The following is a 10,730-nucleotide window of genomic DNA, read 5'->3' as shown; positions in this document are numbered from 1 at the left end:
AGAGACAGGGGGCGGGCGGTGCACCAGCAGCAGAGCCAGCACCGCACCGGCCAGCAGCAGGCCCGCGCACCAGAGCAGCGCGCCCCGGAACGCGGCGGTCAGCGCAGCGTGCTGCGCGTACCCCTCGCCGGAGAGCCCGACCAGCAGCGGCAGCGCCGCCACCGCGAGCAGGCCACCGGCCCGGGCCGCGGCGTTGTTGAACCCGCTGGCCACCCCCGCGAACCGGTCCGCCGCCGCGGCCAGCACGGACGCGGTGAGCGGCGCCACGACCAGGGTCAACCCGGCGCCGAAGAGGAGCACCCCGGGCAGCACGTCGGGCCAGTACGACGCCCCGGGGCCGACCCGCCGCAACAGCAGCAGCCCGGCCGCGGCCACCACCGGCCCCACGGTCAGCGGCAACCGAGGCCCGATACGTGCCGAGAGCGCCCCCGCCCGGGACGAGCCCACCAGCAGCAGCACCGTCATCGGCAGCAGCGCGACCCCGGTGAGCAGCGCCGACCAGCCGAGCACGTTCTGCAGGAACACGGCGAAGAAGAAGGTGAAACCGCTGAGCGCGGCGTAGACGACCACCGTGAAGACGTTCAGCACCGAGAAGAGCCGGCTGCCGAACAGCCCGGTGGGCAGCATCGCGGCCTCGCCCCGGCGCCGTTCCAGCAGCACGAAGGCGACTCCCGCGACCAGCCCGAGCAGCGCCGAGCCCCAGACCGACGGCGCGCCGAAGCCCCGGCCGGGCGCGTCGATCAGCGCGTACGTGACACCGCCCAGGGCCACCGCCCCGAGCAGGGCGCCGGCCACGTCGAACCGCCGGTGCCGGTCACCCTCGACGCGGGTGCGCGAGGCGTCCTCGTCGCGGCTCTCCGGCACCCAGCGCAGCGCGGCGAGCACGACCAGGACCGCGAGCGGCAGGTTCAGGAAGAAGATCCACCGCCAGGAGAGCGCATCGATCAACCAGCCGCCGATGAACGGACCGAGCGCCGTGGAGACGCCGGAGAGCCCGGACCAGGCGCCGATCGCCCGGCCGCGGTCGTCGGGGTGGAAGCTCGCCTGGAGCACCGAGAGCGAGCCGGGCGTGAGCAGGGCGCCGCCGGCGCCCTGAAGGAAGCGGGCGCCGATCAGCCAGCCCGTCCCCTGGGCCAGGCCGCAGAGCATGGACGCGGCGGTGAACCAGACCACCCCGAGCAGGAAGATCCGGCGTCGGCCGAACCGGTCACCGAGCGACCCGCCGAGCAGGACGAACGCGGCGAGCATCAACATGTAGCCGTTGACCGTCCACTGGAGGTCGGCCACGGTGGCGTGCAGGTCGGAGCCGAGCCGGGGCAACGCGACGTTGACCACGGTGCTGTCGAGGAAGACCATCCCGGAGGCGAGGACCGTGGCGAGCATTGTTCCCCGGCCGGCGGCGGTGCTTATCCGCAGGGCAGGTGAGGGTTGAGACACGGGAACCCATCATCCACTCGCCATCTGTGAGACGCCACGAAACGCCGAAACCATGCTTGGGTACTGTGCGGGATCGCCGTAAGCCCGCAAGCTGGAGAGGTGTCGTCTGTGCGTACCAGATCAGGACCGCGCCCGGTCGCGGCGGCCGTGCTCGCCGCGGCGCTGACGCTCGGCACGGCCGGCTGCATGCCCGTGGACGAGCCGGAGGCCACCCCGAGCAGCACCGGCGGTAACGCGGTGGAGATGCTCGGCCAACTCACCGTCGCCAGCGCCGGCTCGATGAAGGGCTACAGCCGGGCTCGGTTCCCGCACTGGCGGGACACCGGCACGAACTGCGACGTACGCGACACCGTGTTGAAGCGTGACGGGGAGAACATCAAGCTCTCCGGCTGCAACGTGGTCGGCGGCCGGTGGGAGAGCGCCTACGACGGCCGGACCTTCACCGACCCCTCCGACGTGGACATCGACCACGTCGTCCCGCTGGCCAACGCGTGGCGCTCCGGCGCGGACGAGTGGGACGACACGGATCGGGGCGACTTCGCCAACGACACCAACCGTCCGCAGCTCATCGCGGTCTCCGCGACCTCCAACCGGTCGAAGGGCGACCAGGACCCGTCCCAGTGGAAACCGGCGAACCGGTCGTACTGGTGCCAGTACGCCGAAGACTGGGTAACCGTCAAGCACCACTGGCGGTTGACGGTGACCAGCGCCGAGAAGACCGCCCTGACCGACATGCTGGAGGGCTGCGCATGAGCGAGCGAGGCGGAACCGGGCCGGAGCCCACCACGGCCGGCATGACCGCGGACGGCGACGCCGGGGCTCCGGGGGCGGTGCCCGGCGCCGGCATGAACGCCGACGGACCACCGGCCGCCACTGCGGCCGTGCCCGGTGCCGGGATGCAGGCGGACGCGGGGAGTGGCGTCCCCGCGGCGAGCCCGGGCGCCGCCGTCGCGGGTGCCCCGCAGAGCCGGACGAGCGACATCGTGGCCGGCCCGGGTGGGGTGATGACCGACGAGGTCGGCGTCGTCACCGGCGAGCTGACCCTGCGGACCGAGTACACCGACGGGCAGGTCGCCCTCACGGTGCAGTACAAGGACGCCGACGAGTGGTACGCGGTCACCGGCGGCCGGGCCGCTCTGCCGGATCCGGCCGCGCTCGACGCGGTGCACGGCATCGCCGTCGGGCTGCTCGACCGTCCGGAGGGCTGAGCGCCGCGGGCGACGTCCGGGGCTCCCGCTGGACCGGCCGGGGCACGCCCTCCACGTAGACGCAGGATGCCGCAGAGGCAGCTACCTGCCTCTGCGGCATCACGTTCGCGCCGGCCCGGTAAGCAGGCCGGCCAACCGGTGGCCGGACGGCCCGGAGAGCCGGGCGGCACGACCACCGGCCGGGCGGTCAGGGCGTCGGGATCAGCTCGCCCGAGTCGCCGGGAGCCGCCCCGTCGACCGGCCGGACCAGCTCCGGCTCGACCTCGTGCGGCCGGATCCGCCCGGCGGCGATCTCCTCCGCGTAGTGGCAGGCCACCCGGTGGCCGGTGGTCACCTCGCGCAGCGCCGGCCGCTCGTCGGCGCAGCGGGTCGGCTGCGCCCAGGGACAGCGGGTGTGGAAGCGGCACCCGGCCGGCGGGTTCGACGGCGACGGCAGGTCGCCGGCGAGCAGGATCCGCTCACGTCGGTCCTCCACCACCGGGTCCGGCACCGGCACCGCCGACATCAGCGCCTTGGTGTACGGGTGCATCGGCTCGCGGTAGAGGTCCTCGCTGGAGGCCTCCTCGACCAGACCGCCCAGGTACATCACCCCGACGGTGTCCGAGATGTGCCGCACCACCGCCAGGTCGTGGGCGATGATCAGGTAGGTGAGCCCGCGCTCCCCCTGCAGGTCCTTCAGCAGGTTGAGCACCTGCGCCTGGATCGACACGTCGAGCGCGGAGACCGGCTCGTCGGCGACGATCAGATCCGGGTCGAGCACCAGCGCCCGGGCGATCCCGATCCGCTGGCGCTGGCCGCCGGAGAACTCGTGCGGGTACTTCGTGAGCGCCGAGGCGGGCAGGCCGACCGCCTCCAGCGTCTCGCGCAGCCGCCGGTTCGTCTCCGCCTTGTCGTTCGCCAGCCCGTGCGCCTTGAGGCCCTCCAGCAACAGCGACTCCACCGACTGGCGCGGGTCCAGGCTGGAGAGCGGATCCTGGAAGATCATCTGCATCCGGCGGCGCGCCTGGCGCATCTTCTCGCCCTTGAGCCCGCGGACGTCCGTGCCGTCGAAGACGATCTCGCCGTCCGTCGGCTCGACCAGCCGCAGCAGGCCACGGCCCAGCGTCGACTTGCCGCAGCCCGACTCGCCGACCAGCCCGTACGTCTCACCGGGGTTGATGGAGAGCGAGACGCCGTCCACCGCGTAGACATAGCCGACGGTGCGGTCGAAGACCACGCCGCTCTTGATCGGAAAGTGGACCTTCACGTCACGCAGTTCGACCAGTGGTCGGGTCCGCTCGGTCACGGTACCGCCACCTCCTCGGAAACGGGGTTGTTGCAGCGCAGGTCGCCGCCGGTGGCGGTGGGCTCGAGCGGGGGCGGTCCTTCGAGGCACGCGTCGACGACGTTGTCGCAGCGCGGCGCGAAGGCGCAGCCCTCTCCCCACGGGATGTTGTCGGCCACCGAGCCGCGGATCGCGTGCAACCGCTCACCGCGGATCGAGTCGAGCCGGGGCACGGAGTTGAGCAACCCGTGCGTGTACGGGTGCCGGGGCTGGGCGAACAACTCGTGCCGCCGGGCCCGCTCCACCACCTTGCCGCCGTAGAGCACGTTGACCGTGTCGCAGAGACCGGCCACCACACCCAGATCGTGAGTGATCATGATGAGCGCGGTCCCGGTCTCGTCCACCAGCTGCTTGAGCAGCGTCAGGATCTGCGCCTGGATGGTCACGTCCAGGGCGGTGGTCGGCTCGTCGGCGATCAGCAGTCGCGGCTTGCAGGCGAGCGCGATGGCGATCAGCGCCCGCTGCCGCATACCGCCGGAGATCTGGTGCGGGTACTCCTTGAGCCGCCGGTCCGGGTCGGGGATGCCGACCGCGTCCAGCAGCTCGCGTGCCTCGCGCAGCGCCTGCTTGCGGTCACGGCCCTGGTGCCGCTCGAGAACCTCGGCGACCTGGACGCCGATCGGGATGACCGGGTTCAGCGAGGAGAGCGGGTCCTGGAAGATCATGCCGATGTCCCGGCCGCGCCGGTCCCGCATGTCGTCCCGCCGCAGCTTGAGCAGGTCGGCGCCGTCGAAGAGCACCTCGCCGCTGACCTTGTTGCCGCGCTTGGGGAGCAGGCCCATGATCGCCAGGCTGGTCACGCTCTTACCGCAGCCCGACTCGCCGACCAGGCCGACCGTCTGCCCCGGTTCCACCGTGAAGCTGACCTTGTCGACCGCCGTGAACGGCTGCTCGCCGCGCCGCTGGAACACGACGCTCAGATCTCGTACGTCGAGCAGGCTCATCGGGTCACTTCCTCACCGTGCTGGTCCGTCACTCGCGGCCGCCGCCGGCCGACGCCGGCCCCGCTGTCGAATCGCATCGTCGTCACCGCCGGTTCTTCGGGTCGATGGCCTCACGCATCGCCTCACCGAGCAGGGTGAAGCCGAGCGCGACGACGATGATGGCCAGCGCCGGGTAGTAGGCCAGTTCGGGGCGTACCTCGAAGTAGCGGACCCCGGCGTCGCCGAGCATCGCGCCCCACTCGGCCCGGTCCCGGTCGGGGTCACCGAGGCCGAGGAAGGAGAGCGACGCGGCCTCGATGATCGCGACGGAGAGCGTCAGCGTGGCCTGCACGATCACCGCCGTCATGGCGTTGGGGAGCATGTGCCGCAGGACGATGCTGCGTTGCTTCACGCCGAGCGCCCGGGCGGCGAGCACGTGGTCGCTCTCCCGCTGGGCGAGCATGGATCCGCGCAGCAACCGGGCGAAGATCGGCACGTTGACGATCGCCACCGCGAGGATGACCGTCCACTGGCTCGACCGGCTGGCGAGGGCGACCAGCGTGATCGCCAGCAGCAGGGCCGGCAGGGCCAGCATCACGTCGGTGACCCGCATGAGGATGTTGTCCACCCAGCCGCCGAAGGCGCCGGCGATCGCGCCGAGCAGCACACCGATGGCGAGCCCGATGAGGGTGGCGAGGACGCCCACGAAGAGCGTCTGCCGGCTGCCGTAGATCAGACGGGAGAGCAGGTCCCGGCCCAACTCGTCGGAGCCGAGCGGGAATCCGGCGGTCGGCCCGGGGATGTTGTCCGCGGCGAGCTTGCTGGTCAACTCGTCGAAGCGCTGCACCGGGTCGTGCGGGGCGATCAGCGGCGCGAAGATCGCCACGAGGACGAAGAGCGCGATGATGGTGGCGCCGACGATCGCGGCCGGGTTGCGCCGCAGCCGGCGCATGGCGTCGCGGAACAGGCTGACGCCGCCCTTGCCGGCGCTGGCCTGGGCCAACTCCTCCAGGCGCGCCTTCTTGCGGTCGCCGAGCCGGTTGACGTTCCCGCCCGTACGGCCCGGACGCTCGCCCTTTCGCCGGGGGGCCGGGGGACCTGCCTGCGTGGTGGGTTCGGTCATCGCACACGCACCCTCGGGTCGATGAAGGCGTAGGAGAGGTCGACCAGCAGGTTGACCACCACGAAGACAAACGCGGCCAGCAGGATCAGCGCCTGGAGCACGGGGTAGTCACGGCTGCCGGTGATCGAGTCGGTGATCAGGGTGCCGAGGCCGCCCCAGTTGTAGACCTTCTCGGTGAGCACGGCGCCGGAGAGCAGCGCACCGGTCTGGAGACCGATGGTCGTGACCACCGGCAGCAGCGCGTTGCGCAGGATGTGCCGCCCCCGGATGGTGCGGTGCCGCAGGCCCTTGGCCTCGGCGGTGCGTACGTAGTCCTCGTTGAGCACGTCGAGCACGCTCGCCCGGGTCATCCGGACGATGACCGCCAGTGGGATGGTGGCGAGGGTGAACGCCGGCAGGACCAGATGCCAGAGCGCGTCCGCGGCCGCGTCGAACTCCCGGGTGAGCAGGCCGTCGAGGACGAAGAAGCCGGTGATGTTGGTGTTGTCCAGCCCGATGCCGACCCGCCCCGACGGGGGGAACCAGTGGATGTTCTGGGTGAAGACGTCCTTGAGCAGGTAGCCCAGGAAGAAGATCGGGATCGAGATGCCGAGCAGCGTGCCCACCACGGTCAGGTGGTCGAGCGACCGGCCGCGCCAGCGGGCGGCGAGGTAGCCGAGCGGGATGCCGAGGCCGACCGCGATGACCATCGCGGCCAGGGCCAACTCGAAGGTGGCCGGGAAGGCCCGGCCGATCACCTCGATGACGGGATCGCCGGTGCGGATCGAGTTGCCGAAGTCACCGGTCAGAATCCGCTGCATGAACTTGCCGTACTGCACGTGGATCGGCTGGTCGTAACCGAGCGCCTTGGTCAGCAGGGCGCGGGTCTCGGGGGTGGCCCGTTCACCGAGCAGCGCGTCGACCGGGCCGCCGGGCAGGTTCCGCAGCCAAATGAAGATCAGCGCCGACAGCGCTATCAGCGTCACCACCAGCTGTAGCAGGCGGCGGACTATGACTCGCAACATCTCTCACACACCAGACTCTCGATGGTCGCGGAATCGGCCCGGGCGGGGGAAACCCCCAACCCGGGCCGATTCCGCCTACGGCGTCAGCCGATCGGCGTCACTGCTTGACGCTGACGGTGTTGAACCGCTCGTCGGTCAGCGGGCTCGCCACCATGCCCTCGACGTCCTTGGTGACGACGATGGCCGGCGGGGCGTGCCAGACCGGAACGGCCGGCAGCCACTTGCTGGCGATGTCCCGGTTGACCTGCTCCCAGGCCGCCTTCTTGGCCGCCTCGTCGACGGTGCCGTCGGCCTTGCTGATGGCCTCGAACATCTCGGTCATCGCCTGGTCGCCGAACTCCGCCTTGCCCCGGCCGAAGAACGTCCCGACGAAGTTGCCCGGGTCGTTGTAGTCACCGGTCCAGCCGAGGATGTGCAGGTCGTGCTTGCCGAACGTCTGCACGTCGTCCTTGAAGCCACCGTTCCACGGACGCGGCACACCGTTCACCTTGATGCCGACGGCCTGCAGGTCGTTGGCCAGGATCGTGAAGATCTCCTGCGGGTTCGGCATGTACGGCCGGGTGACGTCCGGCGGGTAGTAGAAGTTCAGCGTCAGGTTCTCGGCGCCGGCCTCCTTGAGCAGCTGCTTGGCCTTCTCCGGGTCGTACGCGTACTTCTGCACGTCCGGCGCGTAGCCGAGCACGGTGTCCGGCAGGAACTCGTCGGCGACCTTCGCGCCACCCGGGCCCTTGGTCTGCACCAGCTGCTGACGGTTGAGCGCGTAGGCGATCGCCTGGCGCACCCGCAGGTCCTTCAGCTTCGGGTTCTTCTGGTTGATGCCCAGGTAGAGGATGTTGAAGGCCGGCCGGTCCATGACCTGGAAGCCCTCGTCGGCGAGCGCCTTGCGGTCGGCCGGGGCCGGGAAGTCGATACCGTGGACGGTGCCGGCCCGCAGCTCCTGCTTGCGGGTGTTCTCGTCCTTGATGATCTTGATGATCAGCTTGTCGACCTTGGCCTTGTCACCCCAGTAGTCCGGGTTCCGGTTCAGGGTGACCTCACCCTTGGCCTTGTCCCAGCCGCCGAAGGTGAACGGACCGGTGCCGACCGGGTGCTCGTTGGCGAACGCGCTGTACGCGAACGAGTCACCGTTCTGCGTGACAGTGTCGGCGTCGAACTTCTTGAGCGCCTCGGGGCTGGCGATCGAGAGCGACGTCAGCGCGAAGGCACCGGGGAAGGCGCCCTTGTACTTGTTCAGGGTCAGGACGGCGGTGCCGTCGTCCTTCGCCTCGCACTTGTTGTAGATCGACTCGCCGGCGCCCTCGGCCTCGTTCTTCGCGAACCCGCCGAAGGTGTCCATGTAGTAGATCATGTTCGCCTGGGCCGCGGCGCCCTTCATGTTGTACCAGCGGTCGAAGTTGAAGCAGACCGCGGCCGCGTTCATCGGCGTACCGTCGTGGAACTTCACGCCCTGGCGCAGCTTGAAGGTCCAGACCTTGCCGGTCGCGTCGTGCTCCCAGCTCTCGGCCAGGCCGCCCGTCAGCTCCGCGGTGCCCGGCTTGTGAGTGACCAGGGTGTCGAACATCTGCCGGACCACCCGGAACGACTCACCGTCGTCGTTGAAGATCGGATCGAAGTTCTTCGGGTCACCGGCACCCGCGAAGATGAAGGTGCCGCCGGTCTTGGCCTCTCCGCTGTCGCCGTCACGCTCACTCTCCGCGCACCCGGCGGCGCCTACCGCCAGGGCGGTGACGGCCGCGATCGCGACGGCCGTTCTGAGCCTTCTCGCCTGCATCTCTCACCTCTGTCATGCGCCTGACCACACGAAGTCGTGGCTCGGTCCGTGTGCGGGAGGCTATGACAGGTAAACCAAGAAGCGGAACGCCCGTGAGGTAATCGCTATCAAGCCGACACCTTCTGACACCCGAAGGCCCGCCAGGGGCCGAGGGCGACACATACATGACTATGGAGATAAGCGATTTGTCGACCGGGCAGGGCGGCGAGGCGTTCCACCGAAGGGCGTCGGACGGCAGCGCCTGAGTCGCGGCTCAGACGGCGCGGCGGCCCTCGAAGGCGCGACCGAGAGTGATCTCGTCGGCGTACTCCAGGTCGCCGCCGACCGGCAGACCGCTCGCGAGCCGGGTGACGGCGATCCCCATCGGCTTGACCATCAGCGCCAGGTAGGTGGCGGTCGCCTCACCCTCCGTGTTCGGGTCGGTGGCGAGGATCAGCTCGCGAACGGCGCCGCTGCCGAGCCGGGTCATCAGCTCGCGGATGCGCAGGCTGTCCGGCCCGACCCCCTCCAGCGGATTGATGGCCCCGCCGAGCACGTGGTAGCGACCGCGGAACTCACCGGTCCGCTCGATCGCCACCACGTCCTTCGGCTCCTCGACGACGCAGATCACCTCGTCGACGCGGCGCGGGTCGCGACAGATCCGGCACTGCTCGGACTCGGCGACGTTGTAGCAGCTGGTGCAGAACCGCACCAGCTCCTTCACCTTGCGCAGGGCGCCGGCCAGCCGGTTGACGTCGGCCGGGTCGGCGGAGAGGACGTGGAAGGCGATCCGCTGGGCGCTCTTCGGGCCCACACCCGGCAGCCGGCCCAGCTCGTCGATCAGGTCCTGGATGGCGCCTTCGTACATCTGCGGCTCAGAAACCCGGCAGGCCGAGGCCGCCCATGCCACCGGCGACCGGGCCCATCTTCCGCTCGGTCAGCTCCCGAGCCGCCTCGGCGGCGTTGTGCAGAGCCGCGACGACCAGGTCCTCCAGGGTCTCCACGTCCTCCGGGTCGACCGCCTTCGGGTCGATCTTGATGCTCTTGACCTCGCCGGTGCCGGCGACGGTCGCGGTGACCAACCCACCGCCGGCGGTGCCGGTCAGCTCGGCCTCGGCGAGTTCGGCCTGCGCCTGGGCGATCTGCTGCTGCATCTTCTGCGCCTGCTTCAGCATCTGCTGCATGTTCGGCTGTCCACCTGGGCGCACGATGGCTCCTTCTCGCACTCGTCTGCTGGGCCGTCGCTCAGCCTATCCGCTGGGTCCGACCGATCCACTCTCCGGTGCGTCCACCCGCGTCGCTCAGCGGGCGTCCACCTCGTTGATCTTCTCGGCGCCGAAGGCCTCGCGGAGCAGCCGTACCGCCTGCTCCTCGCTCGACTCCCGGGCCGTCTTCTCGTCCACCACGTCGTCCAGCGGCTCGTCGCCGGGGTCGAACCCCTCGTAGGCCGGGGCCGCCGGCGCCGCCTGCGTCCGCCCGGCGCCGGGCCGGACCGGCCCGTCGTAGTCCGGGTCGTACGGCGGTTCGCCCGCCCAGTCGCTGTCCGCCGTGGGCCGGGCCGGCTGGGCGGTACGCGGACCACGGCCCGCGGCGGCCGCCCGCGCCGCGGCGATGGCGCTGCTCACCGCCGCGCCGTTGCCGTTCTGCGTGGCCGGTTGCCGAGGCGTGGCCGGACCGCCGGTGTTCGCCGGGGCGGCGCTGCCGGTGGCGGCGGCCGGGGCGCTCACGGTGGCACTTCCCGGGGCGCTCGGGACGCCGGCCGAGCCGGGCACGCCCGCCGGGGCGGCCCCTCCTGGCCGGGCCGGTTCGGGCCAGCCGTCCCCCGCGTCCGCGGCGGGGGCGGAGTCGCCGGCCGCAGCGGGGGCGGCACCGCCGGGGCGGGCCGGCTCGGGCCAATCCTCGTCGTCGCCCCCGTCGGTGACCGGGCCGGGCGCACCGCTGCCGCCGGCCCGGCCGGTGGC

At 71.1% G+C, this 10,730-nt stretch carries 10 protein-coding genes and 1 pseudogene; 2 read left to right on the top strand and 9 right to left on the bottom strand.

The features are described 5' to 3' along the window. Positions 1-1,383: MFS transporter (locus E1211_RS26305; RefSeq protein ID WP_132351940.1), on the bottom strand; the 1,383-nt coding region annotated here is incomplete at its 3' end. Positions 1,384-1,623: 240 nt separating this feature from the next. Here E1211_RS26305 and E1211_RS26300 point away from each other — a divergent pair. Beyond that, positions 1,624-2,190, top strand: a complete 567-nt coding sequence (locus E1211_RS26300; RefSeq protein WP_207915517.1) for an HNH endonuclease family protein — start codon at positions 1,624-1,626, stop codon at positions 2,188-2,190. Further along, positions 2,187-2,645 (top strand): hypothetical protein, encoded by a 459-nt coding sequence (locus tag E1211_RS26295; protein WP_243709706.1) that lies wholly within the window; start codon positions 2,187-2,189, stop codon positions 2,643-2,645. The genes E1211_RS26300 and E1211_RS26295 overlap by 4 nt, the downstream gene beginning before the upstream one ends. 187 nt (positions 2,646-2,832) lie before the next feature. Here E1211_RS26295 and E1211_RS26290 read toward each other — a convergent pair whose 3' ends face one another. From E1211_RS26290 to E1211_RS26255, 8 genes and pseudogenes are all read right to left on the bottom strand, one after another. Next, entirely contained in the window at positions 2,833-3,930 is a 1,098-nt protein-coding gene (locus E1211_RS26290) for an ABC transporter ATP-binding protein (RefSeq protein WP_132351936.1), read from the bottom strand. Beyond that, positions 3,927-4,913, bottom strand: a complete 987-nt coding sequence (locus E1211_RS26285; RefSeq protein WP_132351934.1) for an ABC transporter ATP-binding protein — start codon at positions 4,911-4,913, stop codon at positions 3,927-3,929. The genes E1211_RS26290 and E1211_RS26285 overlap by 4 nt, the downstream gene beginning before the upstream one ends. 82 nt (positions 4,914-4,995) lie before the next feature. Then, positions 4,996-6,015 (bottom strand): ABC transporter permease, encoded by a 1,020-nt coding sequence (locus E1211_RS26280; RefSeq protein ID WP_132351932.1) that lies wholly within the window; start codon positions 6,013-6,015, stop codon positions 4,996-4,998. Beyond that, on the bottom strand, positions 6,012-7,019 hold the full coding sequence (locus tag E1211_RS26275) for an ABC transporter permease (protein WP_132351930.1): 1,008 nt from the start codon (positions 7,017-7,019) through the stop codon (positions 6,012-6,014). The genes E1211_RS26280 and E1211_RS26275 overlap by 4 nt, the downstream gene beginning before the upstream one ends. 97 nt (positions 7,020-7,116) lie before the next feature. Continuing rightward, positions 7,117-8,790: an ABC transporter substrate-binding protein gene (locus tag E1211_RS26270; RefSeq protein ID WP_132351928.1), complete on the bottom strand. Its 1,674-nt coding sequence runs from the start codon at positions 8,788-8,790 to the stop codon at positions 7,117-7,119. 253 nt (positions 8,791-9,043) lie between these two features. Continuing rightward, entirely contained in the window at positions 9,044-9,637 is a 594-nt protein-coding gene (gene recR / locus E1211_RS26265) for a recombination mediator RecR (protein WP_132351926.1), read from the bottom strand. A 7-nt stretch (positions 9,638-9,644) separates the two neighbouring features. Beyond that, positions 9,645-9,953 (bottom strand): YbaB/EbfC family nucleoid-associated protein, encoded by a 309-nt coding sequence (locus E1211_RS26260; RefSeq protein WP_233563284.1) that lies wholly within the window; start codon positions 9,951-9,953, stop codon positions 9,645-9,647. A 117-nt stretch (positions 9,954-10,070) separates the two neighbouring features. Next, positions 10,071-10,730, bottom strand: a pseudogene (locus E1211_RS26255) (DNA polymerase III subunit gamma and tau); the annotation flags it as partial.

The organism is Micromonospora sp. 15K316 (assembly GCF_004348525.1).
In the GTDB taxonomy this organism is placed as follows: domain Bacteria; phylum Actinomycetota; class Actinomycetes; order Mycobacteriales; family Micromonosporaceae; genus Micromonospora.
This window is presented reverse-complemented; position numbering and strand designations above follow the sequence as displayed.

Excerpts from the sequence above, each read along its gene's own strand:
- E1211_RS26300 (WP_207915517.1), top strand. The coding sequence starts at position 1,624 with ATGCCCGTGGACGAGCCGGAGGCCACCCCGAGCAGCACCGGCGGTAAC.
- E1211_RS26295 (WP_243709706.1), top strand. The coding sequence starts at position 2,187 with ATGAGCGAGCGAGGCGGAACCGGGCCGGAGCCCACCACGGCCGGCATG.
- E1211_RS26285 (WP_132351934.1), bottom strand. The coding sequence starts at position 4,913 with ATGAGCCTGCTCGACGTACGAGATCTGAGCGTCGTGTTCCAGCGGCGC.
- E1211_RS26280 (WP_132351932.1), bottom strand. The coding sequence starts at position 6,015 with ATGACCGAACCCACCACGCAGGCAGGTCCCCCGGCCCCCCGGCGAAAG.
- E1211_RS26275 (WP_132351930.1), bottom strand. The coding sequence starts at position 7,019 with ATGTTGCGAGTCATAGTCCGCCGCCTGCTACAGCTGGTGGTGACGCTG.
- E1211_RS26270 (WP_132351928.1), bottom strand. The coding sequence starts at position 8,790 with ATGCAGGCGAGAAGGCTCAGAACGGCCGTCGCGATCGCGGCCGTCACC.
- recR (WP_132351926.1), bottom strand. The coding sequence starts at position 9,637 with ATGTACGAAGGCGCCATCCAGGACCTGATCGACGAGCTGGGCCGGCTG.
- E1211_RS26260 (WP_233563284.1), bottom strand. The coding sequence starts at position 9,953 with ATGCAGCAGATGCTGAAGCAGGCGCAGAAGATGCAGCAGCAGATCGCC.